At 45.7% G+C, this 22744-nt stretch carries 19 protein-coding genes; 1 reads left to right on the top strand and 18 read right to left on the bottom strand.

The genetic code is table 11. The features are described 5' to 3' along the window. Nucleotides 1–124: 124 nt before the first annotated feature. The 8 genes from sucD to ACQCN2_RS13530 form a co-directional block, all read right to left on the bottom strand. Entirely contained in the window at nucleotides 125–1051 is a 927-nt protein-coding gene (sucD, locus tag ACQCN2_RS13565) for a succinate--CoA ligase subunit alpha (RefSeq protein WP_426929464.1), read from the bottom strand. Nucleotides 1052–1189: 138 nt separating this feature from the next. After that, nucleotides 1190–2350, bottom strand: a complete 1161-nt coding sequence (sucC, locus tag ACQCN2_RS13560; RefSeq protein ID WP_426929463.1) for an ADP-forming succinate--CoA ligase subunit beta — start codon at nucleotides 2348–2350, stop codon at nucleotides 1190–1192. 258 nt (nucleotides 2351–2608) lie between these two features. Next, nucleotides 2609–3679 (bottom strand): hypothetical protein, encoded by a 1071-nt coding sequence (locus ACQCN2_RS13555; RefSeq protein WP_426929462.1) that lies wholly within the window; start codon nucleotides 3677–3679, stop codon nucleotides 2609–2611. Nucleotides 3680–3719: 40 nt separating this feature from the next. Then, on the bottom strand, nucleotides 3720–4619 hold the full coding sequence (locus tag ACQCN2_RS13550; RefSeq protein WP_426929461.1) for an AlbA family DNA-binding domain-containing protein: 900 nt from the start codon (nucleotides 4617–4619) through the stop codon (nucleotides 3720–3722). 348 nt (nucleotides 4620–4967) lie between these two features. Further along, nucleotides 4968–5240, bottom strand: a complete 273-nt coding sequence (locus ACQCN2_RS13545) for a hypothetical protein (protein WP_426929460.1) — start codon at nucleotides 5238–5240, stop codon at nucleotides 4968–4970. A gap of 82 nt (nucleotides 5241–5322) precedes the next feature. Beyond that, nucleotides 5323–6072, bottom strand: a complete 750-nt coding sequence (locus ACQCN2_RS13540) for a YwiC-like family protein (protein WP_426929459.1) — start codon at nucleotides 6070–6072, stop codon at nucleotides 5323–5325. After that, complete coding sequence (locus tag ACQCN2_RS13535) at nucleotides 6060–7157, bottom strand: TIGR04053 family radical SAM/SPASM domain-containing protein (protein WP_426929458.1); 1098 nt, start codon at nucleotides 7155–7157, stop codon at nucleotides 6060–6062. Before ACQCN2_RS13535 ends, ACQCN2_RS13540 begins: the two co-directional genes overlap by 13 nt. 26 nt (nucleotides 7158–7183) lie before the next feature. Continuing rightward, the gene (locus ACQCN2_RS13530) at nucleotides 7184–7717 is read right to left on the bottom strand and encodes a hemerythrin domain-containing protein (RefSeq protein WP_426929457.1); all 534 of its coding nucleotides are present in this window, start codon (nucleotides 7715–7717) and stop codon (nucleotides 7184–7186) included. A 131-nt stretch (nucleotides 7718–7848) separates the two neighbouring features. Between ACQCN2_RS13530 and ACQCN2_RS13525 the strand changes: the two genes are divergently transcribed. Next, the gene (locus ACQCN2_RS13525) at nucleotides 7849–9030 is read left to right on the top strand and encodes a radical SAM protein (protein WP_426929456.1); all 1182 of its coding nucleotides are present in this window, start codon (nucleotides 7849–7851) and stop codon (nucleotides 9028–9030) included. 57 nt (nucleotides 9031–9087) lie between these two features. Here ACQCN2_RS13525 and ACQCN2_RS13520 read toward each other — a convergent pair whose 3' ends face one another. The 10 genes from ACQCN2_RS13520 to ACQCN2_RS13475 all read right to left on the bottom strand — a co-directional run bounded on the left by ACQCN2_RS13520 (nucleotide 9088) and on the right by ACQCN2_RS13475 (nucleotide 22698). Next, nucleotides 9088–9744, bottom strand: a complete 657-nt coding sequence (locus ACQCN2_RS13520) for a response regulator (RefSeq protein WP_426929455.1) — start codon at nucleotides 9742–9744, stop codon at nucleotides 9088–9090. After that, nucleotides 9716–10807 carry a PAS domain-containing sensor histidine kinase gene (locus ACQCN2_RS13515; protein WP_426929454.1) on the bottom strand — a complete coding sequence of 364 codons (1092 nt, stop codon included), beginning with the start codon at nucleotides 10805–10807 and terminating at the stop codon, nucleotides 9716–9718. The genes ACQCN2_RS13520 and ACQCN2_RS13515 overlap by 29 nt, the downstream gene beginning before the upstream one ends. Nucleotides 10808–10902: 95 nt before the next feature. Continuing rightward, a complete protein-coding gene (locus ACQCN2_RS13510) occupies nucleotides 10903–11406 on the bottom strand; it encodes a GAF domain-containing protein (RefSeq protein WP_426929453.1) in 504 nt (167 codons plus the stop codon). A gap of 219 nt (nucleotides 11407–11625) precedes the next feature. Beyond that, nucleotides 11626–12318: a respiratory nitrate reductase subunit gamma gene (gene narI, locus ACQCN2_RS13505; RefSeq protein WP_426929452.1), complete on the bottom strand. Its 693-nt coding sequence runs from the start codon at nucleotides 12316–12318 to the stop codon at nucleotides 11626–11628. Between the two features lie 15 nt (nucleotides 12319–12333). After that, nucleotides 12334–12876, bottom strand: a complete 543-nt coding sequence (narJ, locus tag ACQCN2_RS13500; RefSeq protein ID WP_426929451.1) for a nitrate reductase molybdenum cofactor assembly chaperone — start codon at nucleotides 12874–12876, stop codon at nucleotides 12334–12336. Next, on the bottom strand, nucleotides 12836–14350 hold the full coding sequence (narH, locus tag ACQCN2_RS13495; RefSeq protein ID WP_426929450.1) for a nitrate reductase subunit beta: 1515 nt from the start codon (nucleotides 14348–14350) through the stop codon (nucleotides 12836–12838). Before narH ends, narJ begins: the two co-directional genes overlap by 41 nt. Next, nucleotides 14340–18002, bottom strand: coding sequence for a nitrate reductase subunit alpha (locus tag ACQCN2_RS13490; protein WP_426929697.1), 3663 nt, complete (start codon nucleotides 18000–18002; stop codon nucleotides 14340–14342). Before ACQCN2_RS13490 ends, narH begins: the two co-directional genes overlap by 11 nt. 256 nt (nucleotides 18003–18258) lie before the next feature. After that, a complete protein-coding gene (locus tag ACQCN2_RS13485; RefSeq protein WP_426929449.1) occupies nucleotides 18259–19473 on the bottom strand; it encodes a nitrate/nitrite transporter in 1215 nt (404 codons plus the stop codon). A gap of 31 nt (nucleotides 19474–19504) precedes the next feature. Beyond that, the gene (locus ACQCN2_RS13480) at nucleotides 19505–20827 is read right to left on the bottom strand and encodes a NarK family nitrate/nitrite MFS transporter (RefSeq protein ID WP_426929448.1); all 1323 of its coding nucleotides are present in this window, start codon (nucleotides 20825–20827) and stop codon (nucleotides 19505–19507) included. A 260-nt stretch (nucleotides 20828–21087) separates the two neighbouring features. Next, entirely contained in the window at nucleotides 21088–22698 is a 1611-nt protein-coding gene (locus ACQCN2_RS13475) for an MBL fold metallo-hydrolase RNA specificity domain-containing protein (RefSeq protein WP_426929447.1), read from the bottom strand. Nucleotides 22699–22744 lie beyond the last annotated feature (46 nt).

The raw sequence follows: 22744 nt of genomic DNA, 5'->3' as shown, positions 1-22744 counted from the left end.
GCCTTGGCGACAGCAGAGCCGTAGTTGCACTTATGTAAATCAGAAACTTATATACTTTCCGATTTACTAAAAAAAGAAGATGGCTGCCTAAGCGCCATCTTCTTCTCGATAAAGCTATGTGAACTTAAAGTAATACTTTATCCAACATACCTTTTTCTTTCAAAACTTCAACCAAAGTCTCTCCGATAACCGCTGGAGTTTTGGCTACGCGAACACCGCAAGATTCAAGTTTCGCGATTTTTTCAGCCGCTGTACCTTTACCGCCAGAGATGATCGCACCAGCATGACCCATGCGTTTTCCTGGAGGTGCAGTTTGACCGCCAATGAAGCCTACAACTGGCTTCTTCATGTTCGCAGCAATCCATTCAGCTGCTTCTTCTTCCGCTGTACCACCGATCTCACCGATCATGATAACTGCTTCAGTATCTGGATCTTCGTTGAACAATGAAAGAACATCGATGAAGTTGGTTCCGTTAACCGGGTCTCCACCGATACCTACCGCAGTGGATTGACCAATGCCGCGAGTAGTTGTTTGGTGAACCGCTTCATATGTCAAGGTACCAGAGCGGGAAACGATCCCAACTTTACCTGGTGTGTGAATGTAACCTGGCATGATACCAATTTTACATTCGCCTGGAGTAATTACGCCTGGGCAGTTTGGACCAATAAGGCGGGTCTTTTTACCTTCCATGAAGCGTTTTACTTTTACCATGTCAAGGACTGGAATACCTTCTGTGATACAAATAACGAGATCAAGGTCAGCGTCTACCGCTTCCATGATCGCATCAGCAGCACCTGCTGGCGGAACATAGATAACAGAAGCGTTGGCACCTGTTTCGTGTTTTGCTTCAGCTACTGTGTTGAACACAGGAACTTGAACAGTTGCACCGTTGTCAAGGGTAAAGTCAACAACTGTACCACCTTTACCAGGTGTAGCGCCAGCAACCATTTGCGTACCGTAATCGAGTCCGCCTTTGGTGTGGAACATACCGGTTTTACCGGTCATATTTTGCGTAATAACCTTGGTATTTTTATTAACAAGAATACTCATCGCGAATTTTTCCCACCTTTATTTTCCTAGTTTGCAAGTTGGGGGCACACTCGACGAAGCTTAACGCTTCCTTCGGGTGCAGTGGCATGTATCAGCAGAAAACGCATACAAATCGAAGTAAGGAATAAGTTTAATCGACTACTTCACAAGTGCAACGATTTTTTCTGCGCCATCCGCCATGGACTCGGCAGCTACGATATTTAAGCCGGATTCCTTCAGGATTTTCTTACCCAACTCTACATTGGTACCTTCCAGGCGAACAACCAATGGACGATCCAATTGCACCTGTTTCGCCGCGCCTACAACACCGTTAGCGATAATGTCACACTTCATAATTCCACCGAAGATGTTAACGAAGATCCCTTTAACTTTTTCATCTTTCAAGATGATTTTGAAGGCTTCTGTTACTTTCTCTTCGGTAGCGCCGCCACCTACATCTAGGAAGTTAGCAGGATCTCCGCCGTAGAACTTCACGATGTCCATTGTAGCCATCGCAAGACCTGCACCGTTAACCATGCAACCAATGTTACCGTCTAACGCAATGTAAGACAGGTCGAATTTGGATGCTTCGATTTCTTTCTCGTCTTCTTCACCAAGATCGCGCATTGCTACGATGTCAGCATGACGATAAAGAGCGTTGGAATCGAAGTTCAATTTCGCGTCAAGCGCCATAACTTCGCCGTCGCCAGTTACTACGAGTGGGTTGATTTCCGCAATCGAGCAATCTTTGTCGACATACGCTTGGTATAATCCCATCATGAATTTCACTGCTTTGTTCACTAACTCAGTTGGGATTTTGATTGCATACGCAAGCTTACGCGCTTGGAAAGCTGTCAAGCCTGTTACTGGATCAATTACTTCTTTGAAGATTTTTTCAGGGGTATGTTCTGCTACCTCTTCGATCTCAGTACCGCCCTCTTCAGAAGCCATCATTGTTACTCGTCCAGTTGCGCGGTCAAGAACTAAACCTATGTAGTACTCTTTTTTGATGTCGCAACCTTGTTCGATCAACAAACGTTTAACTTCTTTACCTTCTGGTCCAGTTTGATGCGTAACGAGTACTTTACCAAGAATTTCTTCTGAGTATTTGCGTACTTCGTCCAAATTCTTGGCAACTTTTACGCCGCCCGCTTTACCGCGTCCACCAGCGTGGATTTGCGCTTTTACTACAACTACTTGGGTGCCCAATTCTTTCGCTGCTTCTACTGCTTCTTCCACAGTAAAGGCTACGCGGCCTTCAGGTACCTTAACACCATATTGCTTCAGTATCTCTTTACCTTGGTACTCATGAACGTTCATTCTCCATCCTCCTATGGCAGTTTGGATCGAAAAATAGATGGATAGTCCTTCCAAAAGCGAACTTTAACCAGCTTTCTCCGGAATTCCTACCACCAAGTTGTGAACAACATGTCTATTTTACGACAAATTTCGGCCGGAGAAAAGTTTTATATGCATAACTTAAATATTTTGAGTTTTTTTCATAATTCAATGCCTTGATTATCAAAGATTCCGAGGCAAATTTTTGTTTTCGGACACCCTTCTCCAAAGGCATCTCACTTAGTTAGACTTCTCTAAAATTCTGTACTGGGTTACTAATTCTCGTAATTTACCGATAATTTCCGGTTGCTTGAATGTTTGCCCATCCAGCCTGAAACCACTGGAAAAGACTTCTACTTCCTTCCTTGTGTCTCCAATTAACAACGTAATCTTGTACTTCACATTTTCTCCTGATAGAACATTTTGATTGGAGAGAACGCCTTGTTTCAGAATCCGGACAAATTGATGGGCCAAGCTCTCCCAGAGAATGGGGTCTTTAAAGGTCGTGTTGAATTTTTCTTGACTGTCGGCAGAAACCATAAATATGCCGCGCGCTTTAAAAAGTTTATCAATCAGATTATGTTCGTCAGATTGAGGAGTAATGTATTTTGTGAGTAAAGAAAACAAGGAACTCGGTACTCGGTAATACAAGACATCATTTCCGATCTGGAGTTTTACTAGACCCGGTGTTAGCATGCTCACTTCTCGAATTCGATCTCCAAAATCCAGTTGAAGTTTATAGTTTGGAAATAGAGGATAAGGAATAAACTCCGGTTTTACTTGATATTTGGCTTGTTTGATCATTCGCCAGACTTGTTGGGTTTGTACAGGATTTAAACCTGCTTTGTCCTCTTTATCCAGCGCGGACAATTGGATGGACTGTGGATTGTTCCCCGAAAATAATGCTTGTCCGGTTAGCTCCGCAATGCTTTGATAGAAGGCTTGGGTATCGACCCCACGGTAGGTGGTACCTTCAAATTGACAAGCAGATTCTCCCACCTCAATAACGAGAGGCGCTTGATCATCCCGATAAGCAAGCACCGTATACCTGACATCAGATTCTCGTAAGCTGTCCGTCGAACGGTAAATCTCCTGCGTCGTTTGCGGCAACGTATTCTTGACAGTCTGGCTATCCAGAACAATCTCTTGTCCATCTGTAGTAATGACGGAAACTTGTTTAACCGAATGGATCTTGCTGCTAAATAAGTTATCGACTCGATCTGTTGTCTTTGTGGGAGCGGTAGAACATCCCGAGAGAATCATCACCAAACTGAACAGGCTGAGAAAGGTACCGATCCAACTTCTGGTCATGCAGTCCCTCCAGTCACGCATTTTGACTTTATCGTTCTTTTTACAAGAGTCCTAAACGACGACTAATATCGCTGCCAAGACGTCTTTTGACATAGATCTCCCCGATTTGATGTGGATCCTTGACAATAACGGAGCGATTATTCGTCCGAATGGCAACAAACTTTTCGTTATTCTTGTCCATGCCACACACCAGGTCGGAACCAACTTCAATAAAAATGACCACCACATATTTGTCTTCGACCTTTTTCAGCGAAATCTTCGGATAGGGAGCCATTAATGGTGTCGTCTTATCTTGAATATATTGTGTGATGGCTAAAATATATTTGTCGGGGTCTCCATAATGCTGCAGCTCCTCGTTCACTCCTACGATCTCACCGTCATCTGCAATTCCCAAAAATAAATTTCCGTTATTGCTATTCGCGAAAGCGACGACAGCTTTGATAATGGCGCTCTTGGAGTTGAGGAAATCCCGTTTGAACTCGATCATGTCATTCTCGCCCAGGCTAATCGCGGTTGTGGGTTCGTCAATTCTGCCCAAGTATCGGAATCGACTCAACGCCCCCAATCGATACACATACTCTTCAAAGATATCACCAGGCAATGTAATTTCTTCGATCATCGCATCGCAATTCTGCCAAAGCTTATAGGTCTGAGGAGAAAAACACATATCAAACAGAACGGTCGTTCCAATGGATTTAATGTTCATCCCAATGGCCGTGATCGAATCGGTAATACTTTCGAACGTATCTACCCCTTGAATCTCCATAATTCCACTTTTCACCAGGAATTCAAAATAACGTCTTGGCAGCGAGTTGTTCGCCTTCACCAATTCCCTAAGCTGATTTGCATGGTCTTGTTTGATAACTTGAAACAAATCAAAATTGACCTCATGATCCGAGAGACTATGTATGGACGCGAGAAGAAAGCAGAGAGTTCTCATATTTCACCTTGGATTAATATTTATAGTTCTTCGGTACTTCTACCATATTGTAGTTTCTTTTTGGGCATTTTTCCACTATTCTCCTCATTCTATAACAGTTTTACCGAAAAAATTCTCATGAATATATTGCTTTACTACTAAAAAATTGAAAGTAAAGTTTACGATTTTATTTACCGATGATTAAAGTAGACGTTCGTATTTTCCTTCTTTAGACCTAGGTCTCATGGTCTGCGGTCTTTTTATATTGGTTCTTGAATGTCGGAATTCCCTCTGCTAACGAAAAAAACTATCTAAACAGTTCGAAGCTGTTTGTAGATAGTTTTTTCGTCATGCTCTTCACGGGATAATCTATGGTGATGGAATCCCCTGAGCGCTCATGTTCACCAGAATCTCTTCTGCTTTGGATTCATGAACATATATTTTTTTGTCTTTAAGCTCGAATTCATAATGGTTCTTTTTCAGATAATCTTCTACTTGCGTCACTTGTTTTTGCTTCAAGTCATACGAGAGTAATGGAACCATCGGACTTTTATCTTGCATGCCTTTGTAGATGAGAACGCCCGCTACTATGGCAAGGATTACAATTCCTATGAACATCCAACGTTTTTGGATAGCTGTCATACATACTCCTCCTTCTTGCAGTTCACCTTGAACAACTAGAGAAGATGCTATCAAAAAACGCTTCAATGGTCAAATAAGTCTCCTATAATATCCAAAAGGCTCCAACGACAAACCAAACGGCATTCACGATCTCAGTAATTCCGACGGCTATCGGTTTAAGTTGTTGGATTCGTATCACGGAGAGCATCTTGATCGTACTCGGAATAAATAAAAGAGCTAGTAGTGTCGTGGACTGAAAAAGCAAAGCGGTGAGCAACACACAGACATGGTAGGCTATCCCAATCATACGAAATGACTGATTCGTTCGCTCCCGAATCATCGATTTGACATAAAACACACTGCCTGTGAAGTAGACGATATTAAGTCCCATAGCAAGAAGAACAGTGGATACTTGCACCTGTTGTCCGAGGCTAGCTGCAATGGGTAATAGCATCGTTAATGCCGTAATGCCCGCCAAATCATTGCCAAAGTGACGTTCCTTCTTCTTCACAATGAATATGACGGAAATTCCCAATAATGGCACCATCGCAAGAACCGGGAGAAACGCTTGAGGCTTGTAAAGAAAAGGAATCAGCAAGAAACAGACTGCTCCAAGTGAATATACGAGGAAGCATAATAGCAATTCCCTCATTCTTCTTGGCTGCCTCACGATCCCGAGAAAAGCATACATGGCCAAATAGCCCATAAAGAACCCAATACCGGCAAACGCGTGATAGAGTGTATGCCCAGAAATCGCAATTCCTAATAAAAAGGGCATGATCAACATCGCCCATGCCCCATGTTCACGTGGAAAAATCCAAGTTGGCTTCGTTTGGTTGCTTACTGGTTGCAAGCTACCTCACTTCCTTCATGATTCCAACCTTTTGGAATGTAAGCACATCCCGGATCACTTTCTAAATAATCACCTGTTACGGCGTATGCCCTTGCGCGTGAACCACCGCAAATTTCGTTAAATTCACATGCGCCACACTTTCCTTTATATTTGCTTGTGTCACGCAAATCTTTAAAGATCGGGTTGTTCCGATAAATTTCAGCCAACGGTGTATTTCGCACATTATCCGTAGGAATTGGCAAGAAACCGCTTGGCATAACATCACCAATATGAGAAATAAAGACAAAACCGCGACCATCCGTAATACCGTGTACGGCGCGTCCGATAAAATCTGGGCGCTTCTCCTTCTGAACGACACGTCCAGAATCCATAATGACTTCTTTCTTTTGAATCGCTACACGGCGAAAAGCAGGTGCTGCCGTCGTTTTAATGCTATAGCTTACTTCCTTGGTTTTCTTCAACAGCCATTCGTAAATGCGCTCATGTTCTTCGGGCGACACCATATCGTCTACTTGCCCACGTCCGGTTGGCACCAGGAAGAACACACTCCAAAGAACGGCTTCCCAGTCCTCTACCAACGCAGCAATCTCTTCCAACAGATGGGCGTTGTAACGTGAGACAGTCGTGTTAATTTGAATAGGTAGACCTAATTCCTTTAAATTTGCTAACGCTTTCACCGTCAAGTCAAAAGAACCCTTTGTTCCACGGAACTGATCATGAACCTCAGCGTTAGGACCATCTACACTGAATGCCCAACGCGCCAAACCGGCATCTTTTGCCTCTCGCATCGCGTCAAGCGTTACACGTGGAGTCGCACTTGGCGTCATCGATACCCGAAGCCCTTTGGAGATTGCGTAACGAGTCAATTCGAATAAATCAGGTCTCATCAGCGGGTCCCCACCTGTAAAAACGAGCAGCGGATTGCCCATCTGTGCGATCTGATCAATTAAGTCCTTGCCTTCCTCGTGTGTAAGCTGGCGCGGGTCAGGCAGCGGCTGAGCTTCAGCTCGACAGTGCAAGCACTTCAACGCACATGCACGAGTCACTTCCCAAATGGCAATAAACGGATTCTCATTATACTTCACTACATTCACTCCTTGTGACTTGTGAGTTAATTGGTTCGATGACGCATATTTAATAATTCGCAAAGAGCATTTGCTTTTTGATCTTCGGAGAGAATTTGTTCAGCCATTGGAAACAGCACGTAATTTTCCTTATAAATGTGTTCGGCGAGACATTCGTCAACCTGCTGGAATAGACAGTTAAATCTTTCGGTTCTTACTTTATTCCGGCGACAGGCTTCTATCTCCGCTGTCAATTCGGCTCGCAGCATCCGTAACTGACTGTGCTCGGTATTCATGGCTCGGACGGGTCCGCTTGCTTCTCCTAACACTTTAGCGATCAACGGAAAGAGTAACAGCTCTTCTTCCAATAGATGATGTTCAAGTTCATGCCGCATGAATGAGCTAAATTTATCTAAAACTTCGCAATTTTCTTCTGTCCATAGATCATTGATTGATAAGGCAAGCTTGAGTTCTTCCAAGCGATCTTCTACAATCTCATGATCTTTATAGTAAAAAGCGAGTAGCTCTGAACGGTTGTGATGGTAATATTTCGCTATACAACCCCTCAAAGATTGCGGCATTCCCATTCCCTCCCTTACTTATAAACACATGGTAACGCAAATTGTTCTGAAAAGTTGTGAAAAATATCACATCTCACGTCCATTTCAGTTGTTACAATGGGTTTATGCAATCATAAGGGAGGAATTAGTAAATGATTGGATTGTCCAGTCTGCTTGAAACAACTCAAACTTTTGGTGACAAGCTGCGTTATTCCGAGGAAGCACGCGGACAACACAGCGGTACACATAAAGGTCATGGACCTGTTGTGGTTTGGAACATCACGCGTACTTGCAACCTGAATTGCTTACATTGTTACTCTAGTTCGGAAGCGGTTGCATACGACGGAGAGCTTACCACAGAAGAGGCAAAAAACGTGATCGATCAACTTTCGGAAGCGAATGTCCCGGTTATTCTCTTCTCCGGTGGAGAGCCTCTCATTCGTCCTGATATTCTCGAATTAGCAGAATACGCGATTTCCAAAGGGATTCGTATTACTTTCTCGACCAATGGTACACTGATTACTCCTGAGAAAGCGGCCAAGCTGAAAGATCTTGGCGTAAGCTACGTTGGGATTAGCCTTGATGGAATCGGTGAAACTCACGATAAGTTCCGTCGTAAAGAGGGAGCTTTCGAAATGACCTTGAAAGGGATTCGTAACTGCTTAGCAGTCGGTCAAAAAGTGGGTCTGCGTTTCACGATGAATCGTCACAATATCGATTCCCTGCGTTCCATCCTAGATTTAATGGAAGAAGAAAATATTCCGCGCGCGTGTTTCTACCATTTGGTGTATGCAGGTCGCGGTTCCGTAGAAGACGATATTACGCATGAGCAATCTCGCGAAGCCCTAGACACCATTCTTGAAGCCATCCAACGTTTCGCAGATAATGGAACCCCACGCGAAATCCTGACCGTTGATAACCATGCGGACGGCGTATACCTCTATCTCAAAACTAAAAAAGAAAACCCTGAATTAGCGGAACGCATCTATGAAAAATTGGTCCGCAACGGTGGAAACCGCTCCGGTATCGCGATTTGCAACATCGACCACCGCGGAAACATCCATCCAGATCAATTCAGTCAACAAATTACGTTTGGTAACCTGCGTGAAAACAGCTTCCAAGAAATTTGGAACAGTGATCATCCAATCCTTGTAGGTCTACGCAATCGCAAAGAGATGATCAAAGGCCGTTGCGCTAGCTGTCAGTACTTCAATGTATGTAACGGAAACTTCCGTCCTCGCGCATTTGGATACTATGGCGACTTCTGGGAATCCGATCCACAGTGCTTCCTGACTGATGAAGAGATCGGCCTTACGACTCCGAGTGGAGTATAAATAAGAAAAGAAGGTGCCCTTCCAGTAGAACAATCTGCCGGAAGGGCACCTTTTACTTTATTCAAAATCTAGCAAGCCTTTTTTCACCGCATAACGAACTAAATCAGGACGAGTTCTGAGATGTAGCTTCTCCATGATTTTACTCTTGTGTGTCTCGACTGTTTTGACTGAGACAATCAATTGCTCGGCAATCTCTTTATTGGAATAGCCTTTGGCGATGAGCACCAGGATTTCTCTTTCTCGGTCAGTCAAGACGTCGAACTTGCCTTGATCTTCACCTTTTTGCACACGTTGCAAAAATTCTTGAATGAGTGACTTCGTAGCAGACGGATATAAATAGGCAGCACCTTGAAAGACCGTGCGAATCGCTGAGATCAAATCAAGGTCAGGCGCGCTTTTGAGTATATAGCCGGATGCTCCCGCTTGCAGCACACGAAACAGATACTCCTCGTCATCATGCATGGTAAGAACAAGAATATCAATCTCAGGAGCGTCAGCTTTTAAACGAGTGGTCGCCGACAATCCATTCTCTCCCGGCGGCATACTCAAATCCATCAGGACAATGTCTGGCTTCAACTCCAGTGCCTTCTGATAGGCTTCTTTTCCGTCTGCCGCTGTTCCGACCACATTCATGTCTTCTTGGGCACCGATAAGCATGGAGAGCCCAGACCTTACGATCGCATGGTCATCTGCTATAAGTACCCGTATCGACATATAATGGTTCTCCCTTCTCATTCACAGGTATGGTTACTCTAATCGTTGTTCCTTTGTTAAGGGTGGAATTAATCTCGACCTGACCACCTAACAGATGAGCGCGTTCTTTCATGCCAAACAGCCCAAGTCCAGTTCCTAGAACACGAGTCTCTTTGATGTCAAACCCTTTGCCAAAATCCATAATAGACAGCTCAATTATCTGGCCCAGTTCTCTAAAACGTACATACAGCTTGTCTGTGTCAGCATACTTGGCCGCATTGATCATGGCTTCCTGGCTAATTCGGTAGAGTGCGGTCTCAATGGATGAGTGAAATCTTCTTCGGGAACCGACTACATCAAACTCCGTCTCAATGCCAAATGTATCTTCAAATCGTTTAGCGTACGAACGAATCGCTGGGATTAGTCCCAAGTCATCCAAAGCGGAGGGACGAAGCTCTACGGCCATGCTTTTGACCTCGTCCAATGCCCGCGCCGTCATCTGCTGGATATCGACAAACAGATTTTTTAAATCGGTGTCAACATTCGCTTGATTCACCATTTTGAGGCCAACCGTTATACTGTAAAGGGCTTGCCCGACTCCATCGTGTAAATCCCGGGAAATCCGCTTCCGCTCTTCCTCTTGGGCTTGAATAATATAATTCGTAATTTGCCTTTGATGTCTTTCTCTTTCCATCCGATGTTGCTCCGACATATCCCGCAATATAATAACGAGCGCTGAACCCGCTTCCTCTGGCAGTTTGGAGGAGCTTGCAGCAATCGTAATGTTCCGTCCGTCTTTTGCCTTCAGGTGCATCTCGAACGAGGGCATCGAGCCTGACGTGGAGAAACAATCACTACATGTCAACTCCTCCGTACCAGTAGCCATCCCACAACAAATGTTACAAAAGGGAACTTTGCCAAGTAATTCGTCAGCGGAATATCCAGTCATCTTCTCAGCAGCTTGATTCGCTCCTATTACATATCCCTCGTTACTTACAACCAGAATCGCATCGGTCACATTCTCAAATATGGATTGTAAAATGGAGGACGTATCATCGGCTCTTACGTTGGTCAACCAGGCCATGGTAACTTCCCCTTTATTTAGTGTAAGTGGTCACTCTTTGTCACATTATATCGTTGTTTAATGTAGCTGAATATTTATTTTTCATAGATTGTTCTCTAGGTTTGTGTGCGCTTCAGACTATCCAGGTTGTTAGAGACCTGATAAGTAGATGGAGCGGTTGGAGTTAAAGTAGTTGGCCTTAACATCGTCTCCAATTGCTCAGATACACTCAGCACCAGTTCTACGACTTCCTCATCAAAATGACGAACCTCTCGACACCCAACGAGCAATACCCCTTTTACACGCTCATTGGTTGTAATCGGTACGGCCACAATGCTCTTTAACCCTTCAGCAAGTAAAATTGGATATTCTCTGGGGTCATCTCCGCTTTTCGGTATAAAGGAATCCAAAATCATAGGTCTGCCGGAACTCATCACTTTGCCCGCAATCCCTTTGCCAAAGCGTAGCACAATTCGTTTATATCGGTCATTACGATTGCCAGAAGCGTATTTCCAGCGAATCAAGTCATTATCTAGCCAGGCAATTGCGGCGAAGTCAGCTGCTGTCAAACGTCTAAGATCACTTAGACTAGCTTCAATATCACCTTGTGGACTTCCCATAGGACATGCCTCCAAATCTCCTGCAATCATGTTTCAATTCTTATTCTCAGTTTACCCTATACACGCTTCTACAGTTATCAGGGAATTCCCTGATCCTTGGTTGAAAACACCCTTTAACTTCACACATTCGACACAAATCGAGTCATTCTCCAAAATGAAACACCCTTAACCAATGAAATGGTTAAGGGTCGTCTGTGGGCAATAGACTATTGGTTTTAGTTAAGCTGTCCGATTCTGGCGGCTACGGTACACGATGTAGCTACGCTTGAAGTAAGCAACCGGTACGCTCCAAACGTGTACTAGACGAGTGAACGGCCAGATCCCGAACACGGCAAATGACAAAATTACATGAAGCTTGAAAAATAACGGTACATCAGCCATTAAGGAAGCGTCTGGTCTGAAGGTAATCAGGCCACGCAGCCAAGGTGCAATCGTCTCACGGTAATCAAATCCTCCGACGAATAGATTGTAACCCAACGTATTGTATACGCCCATGGCAACATTCACAAGTAAGAGTACGGCTACCAGTATATCGGATGCCGAGCTGATCGCACGGACCCTCTTCACGTTCAACCTTCTCAGGAACAGAATCGTGATTCCGGCAAGTGTCATGATTCCGGCGAGACCACCGCCATATACGGCTCCCATATGATAGAGATGTTCAGAAACCCCAAGGCTCTCCATGACTGTCTTCGGGATCAATAACCCTCCAACATGGCCAAAGAATACGAAAACAATCCCGATGTGGAACAGCATGCTGCCCCATTTTAAGCTTTTCTTTTCCAAAAACTCACTCGACTTGGCCGTCCAGGCAAGCTGATCCGTATTGTAACGATAAATGTGTACGACTAGGAATGTCGTTAACATCAAATACGGATAGATGATCCAGAGGAACTGGTTCCAAAAGTTCACGGTGCCACCCCCGTTTTACTGAATGTATTGTTTGATTTGAATTTGTGCTGCTTCTACCAACCAGGCGTAAGGACTATCGATTTTGGATAGTTCCTCACGAAGTTTTTCCATTACCAGACGGAAGTCTTCTATTAATTGTCGGGAGACTTCCCGTGGAGCCACCGCATAAAACTCCAAGACGAGCGGAAGATAGTCTGGCAGTTCATCGGAAACAAGCTGAAGTCCCACAGCGTCGTACAATTCCTTGAGCTGAACCAGTATCTGTCCACGTTCCCGCTCCTCACCTAAATTGGAATAGGTGAGGTAAAGCGCGGTCGTCGAATTAAAGTCAAACGTGTTAACGTAATAGCTTGTCAGATTGTCTTCTGAATTGCTCGTCAGGTAATCCACAAACTGATTGACCAGTTGTTTCACTTGCACGTTAGCGAGCTGGTTTGTCACTTCTCTTATTTCATCCAATTCAAGTCCCTCAGGATATTGAAGGAGCAGTGAAAGAAGCTGAAAGGCATGTGAGTGACTATCTTCGTGATGTTGGGTAGAAGTTGATGTTATCTCCATGGTATCCTCCTACTTCGCAAGAGTTGCAGTCAAAATCATAACCCGTTGACCCTTGTTCACTGTACAGGTTCATTACCTCTTCTTTGTGTGCTGACGGAATGACGAAACGATCTTCATATTTAGCAATCGCCAGCAAGCGATACATCTCTTCCACCATTTTCTCGTTCAATCCGAGTTTTTCCAGCAGGCGAAGATCAGGGGTCTTGTTGGTAGTAAGTGAGCGCATGTGCTGACGCATCGCCGCCATACGGCCTAATACGGTCGTGATCACACTGGTGTCACCAGCCGTTAAGATGTTGGCAAGAAACTGAATCGGAATCCGCATTTCGTTAATCGCTGGGAAGATGTTGTTGGCATCAAACTCTGTTCCTTTTCCTTCAAAAATGTTCATGATCGGACTAAGCGGCGGTACATACCAAACCATTGGAAGCGTACGGTACTCCGGATGCAATGGTAGGGCAATTCCGTATTGAATGGCCAACTTGTAGATCGGTGAACGTTTGGCTGCCTCCAACCAATCATCAGAGATACCGTCACGACGCGCTTGTTCGATGACTGCAGGATCTGTTGGATCCAAGAATAAGCTGAGCTGAGCTTGGTAAAGATCTTTCTCATTTGCAGTGGAAGCGACTTCTTCTACGCGATCCGCATCATACAACAAGATTCCAATGTAACGGATGCGTCCTGTGCAAGTCTCCGAGCATACTGTAGGAAGACCTGCTTCAATTCGTGGGAAGCACAAGGTGCACTTCTCCGCTTTTTGCGTCTGCCAGTTGAAGTAAACCTTTTTGTACGGACAACCGGACATGCAGTAGCGCCATCCACGACAGGCTTCCTGGTCAACCAGGACAATTCCATCTTCATCTCGTTTATACATTGCCCCTGACGGACAAGAGGCGACACACCCAGGGTTTAAGCAGTGTTCGCAAATCCTGGGCAGATACATCATGAACGCCTGTTCAAACTCCATTCGAATCTGCTCTTCCAAGCTGGTGATGTTCGGGTCTTGATAGCCTGTTTGGTGAGCCCCAGCCAGGTCATCTTCCCAGTTTGGCCCCCACTTAAGGTCCATGTACTCATTGGTCAATCTGGATTTGGGGCGAGCGACCGGCTGATGCTTTTTCTGCGGGCTGTTGGTTAAGGTTTCGTAGTCGTACGTCCATGGCTCGTAGTATTCATCAATGGTAGGCAGGTCCGGGTTGTAAAAAATCTTTCCTGTAGCCAGCTTGTTGAATTTGGTACCAGAACGAAGCTCCAGCTGTCCGTTCTTCACTACCCATCCGCCCTTGTGCTTGGTTTGATCTTCCCATTGCACAGGATACCCTACACCTGGCTTGGTTTCGACGTTGTTGAACCAGATGTATTCGGCACCCGGGCGGTTGGTCCAAGTATTTTTACATGTTACGGAACACGTGTGACAACCGATACACTTATCAAGGTTCATGACCATGGCGACTTGTGCTTTAATTTTCAAGCCAGTTCACCTCCTTCAACTTGCGAACAGCTACGTACAGGTCACGCTGGTTACCAATTGGTCCATAGTAGTTAAAGCCGTAGCTTAATTGAGCATATCCACCAATTACTTGTGTTGGTTTGACGTGAATTTTGGTTGGACTATTGTGTGTTCCGCCACGATCTTGCGTGATGGTTGATCCCGGCACGTTGATGTGTTTATCCTGAGCGTGATACATATACATCGTGCCTCGTGGCATCCGGTGACTCACGACTGCTCTTGCGACAACAACACCGTTGCGATTAAACACTTCAACCCAGTCGTTGTCTTGGATACCCGCTTCTTCCGCATCCTTGTTGTTCATCCACACGTTCGGTCCTCCACGGAAAAGCGTCAGCATCAAGAGGTTATCTTGATACGTACTGTGAATGTTCCATTTTCCATGTGGCGTGAGATAACGAAGCGTGATCTCTTTGGTATCCGCGCTTGGACGATTGTCCCGGTTGGCAAATACGGATTTAGGCAACGTCGGTTTATAGATCGGCATCTGCTCGCCATATTCCATCATGATCTCGTGATCCAAATAGAAATGCTGACGACCCGTTAATGTACGGAAAGGAACAAGACGCTCAATACTTGTAGTAAATGGAGAGTAACGTCGATCTCCTTTATTAGACCCGCTAAATACCGGGGTAGGTATCACTTGTTTCGGTTGAGCGGTGATATCGGCAAATGTGAAGGTTTCGGCTGCCCTTTCTTCCGCCAGATCCTTAAGCTCAACACCCGTTTTCTTCTCCTCCGCTTCCCAGGCGCGCAATGCCACTTGACCATTCGTCGCACTGGATAAGGTGAGAATCGCTTCCGCCGCCTGGCGAGCTGATTCAATGGAAGGCATTCCTTCATTAAATCCTTCTGATTGGACTTGACCGTTGATCTTCTTCAACTTCTCGTATTCCTCTGCTACCGAGAAGGAAATTCCATGTGCCCCGATTGGACTTTTCTCAAGCAAAGGACCGAGCGTAATGAACTTATCGTAAATTTTGGTGTAATCGCGTTCAACGATGGTCAGCTTCGGCATGGTCTTGCCCGGGATCGCCTCAACTTCACCTTTTTTCCAATCCAACACACGTCCAAATGGTTGAGCAATCTCATCTGGAGAATCATGCAGAAGCGGTGAAGCCACAATATCTTTTACCGGCTCTGGCAAATGGGTTTTGGACATTTCCGAGAATTTCTGTGCCAAGGATTTAAAGATATCCCAGTCGGATTTGGCTTCCCAAGGCGGATTGATCGCCGGGTTAAACGGATGCACGAATGGATGCATGTCCGTACTGCTCAAATCGTGCTTCTCGTACCAGGTAGCTGCTGGAAGAACGATGTCGGAGTACAGTGCGTTACCAGCCATCCTGAAATCAAGGCTTACCAGCAAGTCGAGCTTACCTTCTGCCGCTTCCTCGCGCCATTTCATCTCGGTTGGCTTCATCTCGGTATTGTCTTCAGAGAGCACACCGTTGGAAGTGCCAAGCAAGTGCTTCAGGAAATACTCGTGACCTTTTCCCGAACTGGAGATTAGGTTGGAGCGCCAAACAAACAATTGACGAGGGAAGTTAACCGGATTGTCAGGATCCTCGATGGCAAAGTTCATTTGGCCATTCTTCAATTGATCGACCGTGTATTGAACGACCTCTTCATTCGATTGGGCTCCAGATTGGGTGGCTTCTTTATAGAGATCAATTGAGTTCTTATCAAACTGAGGATAAGATGGCAACCAACCAAGGCGCGCCGCCAGTACGTTATAGTCAGCGGAGTGCTGATAGCGTGGTTTATCTACGGTTGCAGCCGTCAATTCTCCTAATGGCAGTTCTTCATATCTCCATTGGTCTGTAGCGAAATAGTAATAGGAAGTGGCGTTCTGATGGCGTGGCGGCATGGACCAGTCACGACCGAAGGCGATACTGCCCCACCCTTCAATCGGACGACATTTTTCCTGTCCGACGTAGTGCGCCCATCCACCGCCGTTCACTCCTTGACAGCCTGTTAACAGCACCAGATTGAGAATGGCGCGATAGATGGTATCACCGTTGAACCAGTGATTAATTCCTGCACCCATGATGATCATGGAACGACCTTGGGTATCTACTGCGTTTTGCGCGAATTCACGAGCGATTTGCGTCACGAGTTCCGCTTTGACACCGGTATATTGCTCTTGCCAAGCAGGTGTATAAGAATCCAGATCCTCATAGCAGGTTGGATAACCATTTAAACCTTGGCGTCCTACCCCATAGTTAGCAAGCATCATGTCGTATACTGTCGTCACATAGTGTGTAACGCCGTCTAGTTCGATTTTCCGAACAGGAATGCTGCGTGTGACTACACCACGTTTGGAATCATCGAAGTACGGAAGATCAACCTCAATTTCTTCATCCTGAGAGCCTAGCAAAGTAAGCATTGGATTGAACGGATTGCCATTCTCGTCTTCCATTTTGAGATTCCATTTGCCTTTGTCACCCCAGCGGTGGCCAATACTACCGTTGGGTACAACTAGTCTTTTTGTTTCCTCATCAATCACTATTGGCTTCCAATCCGCGTGATTCACTTCTTTTTTCAGATCACTGGATACCAGGAAGCGGTCTGAGATAAAGCGGTTTCCTTTTTTCTTTAGGGTAATCAGGAATGGCAGATCGGTATATTGCTTTGCGTATTGAAGGAAATAAGGCGTTGGATTATTCACATAAAATTCTTTGAGAATCACATGCGTCATCGCTTGTGCCAGAGCGGCATCAGTGCCCGGATTAACAGCTAACCAATTGTCCGCAAACTTCACGTTCTCCGCGTAGTCTGGGCTTACAGCTACAACCTTGGTTCCTTTGTAACGAACCTCTGTCATGAAGTGCGCATCTGGTGTACGCGTCATCGGCACGTTGGAACCCCACATCATGATGTAGCCGGAATTGTACCAGTCACTACTCTCCGGTACGTCCGTTTGCTCACCCCAGATTTGCGGGGAAGCTGGCGGCAAGTCCGCATACCAGTCATAGAAGCTGAGCATCGGTGCGCCAACCATAGAGAGGAATCGCGCCCCAGACGCGTAGCTGACCATGGACATTGCCGGAATCGGTGTGAAACCTGCAATACGGTCTGGCCCATACGTCTTGATGTTATAAATCATGGAAGCGGAGATCAGTTCAGAAATTTCCTGCCAGTTCACACGGACAAAGCCGCCTTTACCGCGAGCTTGTTTGTATTTTCGGGCTAATTCCTTGTTTTCGACGATACTTTTCCAAGCCTCTACCGGATCTTTCATTTTGGCGAGCTGCTCTCTCCACAACTTCAGTAACGCACCTCGGGCGTATGGATACTTCACACGAAGTGGACTGTACACGTACCACGAAAAGCTGGCGCCACGCGGGCAACCACGCGGTTCGAACTCAGGCATATCAGGCCCGCAGCTTGGATAATCCGTTTGTTGGTTTTCCCAGGTGATAATTCCATCTTTTACAAATACTTTCCAACTGCAAGAACCCGTACAGTTCACACCGTGAGTTGTACGAACTACTTTGTCATGCTGCCACCGTCTGCGATAAACTTTTTCCCACTCGCGATCTTGTGGTGCTAGTTCGCTCCATCCATTGGAATAACGTTCACTCGGTTGGAAGAAACGCAGCTTCTTCAGATAGGGTGAAAGAATGTTCTTCATGGTGTATCTCCTTTCACAGTAACATTCAGTGATTCACGATTTGCTGATCACTGGTTGTTTGGTTGTTTCTCTACCGTAAGTCTACTTCTAAAAGAGTCCTCTCGTTTATCGGGAGTTTCCCTGAGATTCCCCGGGAATTTCCCTGAGATTTGGTTGAACCTTCTCTAAGCCGGGTAAGAAAAATCCCCTGGTTTCAAGCCCAGAGGATTTTATTTCATTGCAATTCGTCATCCTATAATTGGTTTACAGAAGAGCGTAGGTGCTGGGTTTCTTTCTTCCATGCAACCCTCAAGGCCATGAATATCAACATCGCCACAAGCGTTGTTCCCCCGAACCACCAGAAGCCATAGGTATAGGATCCTGTCAAACTTTTTAGTGTACCTAAAATATTTGGAACGAAGAACCCTCCGATTCCACCAGCTGCGCCTACGAAACCCGTCATGAGACCAACTTCTTTCGGAAATCGGGTCGGAATGATTTGGAAAAGCCCACCGTTCGCCAAACCAAATATCAGCAAGGTGACAAAGAGTAACGCCAATTCAACATAAACCGGCAACAGCAATCCTACCAGGAAGAGAACTAGAGTAACTGCCGCAAATAATCGGATAAGCATGTTGGTACCGCCACCCATTCGGTCTGCCAGCCAACCGCCAATCGGTCGAACAAAACTTCCAGCGAAAACACAAAGCGTTACGAAATCGCCTGCTGTAATTTTGCTGACGTGATACTGATCAACGAAGAAAATACCAAGATAGTTGGTTAATCCTGAGAAACCGCCAAACGATAAGCTGTAAAAGAAGGCGAAAACCCAGGTTTCCTTCCGCTTGATGATCGACAAGTATTGACCCATTGTTTGCGGTTTAGGCGCATTCGGGCAATCCTTGGCAAAGATGATAAAGACAATCAGCGCGATAAGCAAAGGGATTAAGGACAAGCCAAACACATTATGCCAGCCCATATGCTGGGCAATCCGTGGAGCAAACAGCGTAGCGAACACTGTTCCGCTATTCCCCGCTCCCGCAATACCCATCGCCAACCCTTGATGCTCAGGCGGGTACCAGCGACTTGCCAGTGGAAGCGCAACCGCAAAGCTTGCACCAGCCACCCCCAGCAAGAAGCCAAATGCTTGGACTTCAGACAAAGAGTTTCCATATAGCCATCCCCATAAGAGCGGGATAGCCGTAATGAGCATCCCGATAATCCCCATTCGTTTGCCGCCGAATTTATCGGCTAACAGCCCCATCGGGATACGCAGGAGTGCTCCCCCGAGAACGGGAATACCGACCATGAGTCCCTTTTGCGCCGGGGTGAGGTTGAAATCTGACACAATAAACGTAGCGGTTGCGCCAAGCATCACCCATATCATGAAACTGATATCGAAATATAAGAAGGAAGAAACCAATGTGGGTAAGTGTCCGGACTTCAGGAAGCTTTTTTTCTCTGTCATACATGACACCTCTTTTTTTTAAGTCGTTTGACTAACACTTAATTTCAGCATTTTTACGAGCGTAGAAGTACCAAGTGATAAGAAGAGATACGACATAGTAAGCGATAAAAGCATAGAGTGCTGTATTTGGCGAACCAGTAGCCTGGATGGAAGCGCCAAACGATTTCGGGATAAAGAATGCCCCATACGCCGCAAATGCTGCGGTAAGTCCGAGTACAGGTGCTGCTTCTTTCTGCTCAAAAATCACCGGAATCATGCGGAAGGTAGAACCGTTAGCAACCCCTGTTGTAACAAACAAAAGCATGAACATCAGGAAGAAGCCCAAGAAGTTATGTTGATTCATGAAGAAGATGACACCAAACGTTGCACCGATCATTACGATAATGTCCCAGAAAGTAACGCGTGCGCCACCCAATTTATCAGCCATCATACCGCCGACTGGGCGAATTAATGCTCCTACTAATGGGCCTAAGAACGCATACTGCAATGGATTGATGTCAGGAAATTGAGATTTAATTAATAGAGGGAACGCCGCAGAATAACCGATAAAAGAACCGAAGCACATGGTGTACAGCCAAGTCATCAACCACATGTGTTTGCGTTTCAACACTACCAATTGCTGTCCGACAGAGGCTTGGATTCCTGGAAGGTTGTTCATCCCAAACATTGCCGCAATCGTCGTAATAATAATTGGAATCACCCAGACATACGCTGCATTTTGCATGAAGACGTGTTTGGTGACATCACCTTTAATCATCGTCTGTGCGTCACCACCCATTGCGCCGAAGATACCAGCAGTGATCACAAGCGGACCCACGAACTGAATCACGGAGACACCAAGGTTACCAAGACCTGCGTTCAATCCAAGCGCTGTCCCTTTTACTTTTTTCGGGAAGAAGAAGCTGATATTCGCCATCGATGATGAGAAGTTACCTGCGCCAAATCCACATAATGCTGCGAGAATGGCCATTTGCGTGAATGACGTCGTAGGATCCTGTACCGCCATCCCGATCCCAATCGCTGGGATCAATAAACTTGCTGTACTGATTACGGTCCAGTTACGCCCACCGAAAATTGGTACCACGAACGAATAGAAGAGACGTAAGGTTGCACCCGTCAAACCTGGAAGGGCTGCTAAAGTAAAGAGTTCTTCTGTAGAGAATTTGAAACCGATCGTGTTGAGATTGACCGCGACAACCGACCATATCTGCCAGACAACGAATGCTAGAAGGAGTGCTGGAATCGAGATCCAGAGATTCCGGTTCGCAACCTTCTTCCCACTAGCTTCCCAAAATACAGGATCTTCTGGATCCCACGTGCGGGTCGCTTGACTGCTGCGCGATATTTCTTGCATATGACTTCCTCCTCATACCCGGATGAATAATATGGGTAATTTAGTTCACGGCTTCATTCTAAAGCTAAATCATTCATCTGTAATTCGGGGAACTCCCTGATTCTTCTCTTCCTGATCTCCCTATCTTTCGTTTCTTATTTCAACCGAAATTTCGCAAAAAAAGCCTCTCTGCCTACAAAACAGAGAGGAAATGGGTGTTTTTCTATGGCTTTCGGGTTATTTTAGACACATTTTCGCCATGAATGGAGTTTTTTTTAAGCTTAAAGCTCTTCTTCCATCTCATCCAGTTGTTCACCCAATTTTAACAACTTTTCAGAGAGATGCATCGCTTGGGTTTCTTGTAACCGATACTTGCGCAAAGCCAATCCAAGTCCCTCTATGTTGTGTTCAAGGGCTTGAATATACGCTTGCAGTTCAGCATCCGAGAGCTCAAACAACCCTTCCACCGTCTGTCTCTTCAACTGACCTTGGGATTCCCCATGTAGTTCGATGACTTCTCCGCGAGTGGGAACATAGCATTCCAAGCCTAGTTGTTCCTGAATCGTTTGTTTAAACTCGAGCGCAACGTCTTCTTCCCCATGCACAATGAATGTTTGTTTGGGCTTATTGGTAAAACCGCGCAACCAGGCTAGCAGCTGATCTCGGTCGGCATGGGCCGAAAAGGCGGAAAGATCATGAATATGTGCCCCTACCTTTACTTGGATACCCAAAACCTTGACTCGTTTGATTCCGGACAATAGCTTGCGCCCCAGACTGCCCTCAGCCTGATAGCCAACGAAGACGACATGATTGTTTTCCTTCCACAACTGATGCTTCAGGTGATGTAAAATGCGCCCGGCATCCGCCATTCCACTTGCGGCGATGACAATAGCCGTCCCCTTGTGCAAATTCAAGCGCTGAGATTCCTCCGCTGAGCGGACAAATTGCAAACCCGGAAAAGCAAGTGGATTATCTCCTTGTGCGAACAATCTGGACGTCTCTTCATCGTAAACCTCCGGATTGGCTTGAAAAATCTCGGTTGCCGCAATGGCAAGCGGACTGTCCACGTAAACAGGAATATTGCTGATTTCCCCTTGCTTCACCAGTTTGTGCAGCTGAAAAAGAAGCTCTTGGGTACGTCCAACTGCGAAGGATGGTATGATGACCAAACCATTTTCACGAACCGCTTGACGGATGATATCAAGAAGCAGTTCGCTTTTCTCTACCGCCGTTGGATGAAGTCTGTTTCCATAGGTAGATTCCACAAACAAATAATCAGCTTCTTCTATCAACTCTGGGTCTTTCACGATCGCTTGTCCAGATGAACCAATGTCTCCGGAAAATACAAGCTTCAACTCTTTCTCTTCTTCCGTTACCCACATCTCCACGATCGCTGAACCCAAAATATGTCCAGCATCTCTCATCTGAAACCGTATCGCTGGTGTCAATTGGGTAATCGTGTCATACGAGATCGCGACAAAATGGCGAAGGACTGCTTGAGCATCCGCTTCTGTATACAGCGGCTCGACCTTGGCTTTGCGCTGACGAGAGCGCTTGCGATTCTGCCATTCCGCTTCCATTTGATGAATATGTCCGCTATCCGGAAGCATAACTGAACACAGGTCATAGGTGGATTTGGTACAAATAATCTTTCCCTTGAATCCTTCCCGATTTAATTTGGGCAGCAATCCAGAATGATCAATATGCGCATGCGTCAAAATGACGTAAGAAATATCGCCTGGGTTAAATGGCCATTTTTGCGCATTTAATTGCTCCAGATCTTTGGAGCCTTGAAACATTCCGCAGTCGACGAGAATTTTGTCCTGTTCGATTTCCAACAGATAGCATGAACCTGTTACCGTACGGGCTCCGCCAAAAAACGTAACCTTCATCTTAATCACCTCAGCGCTTACTTTCGTATTTTTCAGAAAGTTGCTA

The organism is Brevibacillus ginsengisoli (assembly GCF_050113715.1).
Classification (GTDB): domain Bacteria; phylum Bacillota; class Bacilli; order Brevibacillales; family Brevibacillaceae; genus Brevibacillus_H; species Brevibacillus_H ginsengisoli.
Note: the sequence above shows the minus strand (reverse complement) of the source record. Positions and strands in the feature narration are given on the sequence as shown.

Bases quoted from the DNA above. Each gene is read 5' to 3' on its own strand.
- ACQCN2_RS13545 (WP_426929460.1), bottom strand. From the start codon at position 5,240: ATGACAGCTATCCAAAAACGTTGGATGTTCATAGGAATTGTAATCCTT.
- ACQCN2_RS13555 (WP_426929462.1), bottom strand. From the start codon at position 3,679: ATGACCAGAAGTTGGATCGGTACCTTTCTCAGCCTGTTCAGTTTGGTG.
- sucD (WP_426929464.1), bottom strand. From the start codon at position 1,051: ATGAGTATTCTTGTTAATAAAAATACCAAGGTTATTACGCAAAATATG.
- ACQCN2_RS13550 (WP_426929461.1), bottom strand. From the start codon at position 4,619: ATGAGAACTCTCTGCTTTCTTCTCGCGTCCATACATAGTCTCTCGGAT.
- narJ (WP_426929451.1), bottom strand. From the start codon at position 12,876: ATGGAGATAACATCAACTTCTACCCAACATCACGAAGATAGTCACTCA.
- ACQCN2_RS13520 (WP_426929455.1), bottom strand. From the start codon at position 9,744: ATGTCGATACGGGTACTTATAGCAGATGACCATGCGATCGTAAGGTCT.
- ACQCN2_RS13515 (WP_426929454.1), bottom strand. From the start codon at position 10,807: ATGGCCTGGTTGACCAACGTAAGAGCCGATGATACGTCCTCCATTTTA.
- ACQCN2_RS13475 (WP_426929447.1), bottom strand. From the start codon at position 22,698: ATGAAGGTTACGTTTTTTGGCGGAGCCCGTACGGTAACAGGTTCATGC.
- ACQCN2_RS13525 (WP_426929456.1), top strand. From the start codon at position 7,849: ATGATTGGATTGTCCAGTCTGCTTGAAACAACTCAAACTTTTGGTGAC.
- ACQCN2_RS13510 (WP_426929453.1), bottom strand. From the start codon at position 11,406: ATGGGAAGTCCACAAGGTGATATTGAAGCTAGTCTAAGTGATCTTAGA.
- sucC (WP_426929463.1), bottom strand. From the start codon at position 2,350: ATGAACGTTCATGAGTACCAAGGTAAAGAGATACTGAAGCAATATGGT.
- ACQCN2_RS13480 (WP_426929448.1), bottom strand. From the start codon at position 20,827: ATGCAAGAAATATCGCGCAGCAGTCAAGCGACCCGCACGTGGGATCCA.
- ACQCN2_RS13485 (WP_426929449.1), bottom strand. From the start codon at position 19,473: ATGACAGAGAAAAAAAGCTTCCTGAAGTCCGGACACTTACCCACATTG.
- ACQCN2_RS13530 (WP_426929457.1), bottom strand. From the start codon at position 7,717: ATGCCGCAATCTTTGAGGGGTTGTATAGCGAAATATTACCATCACAAC.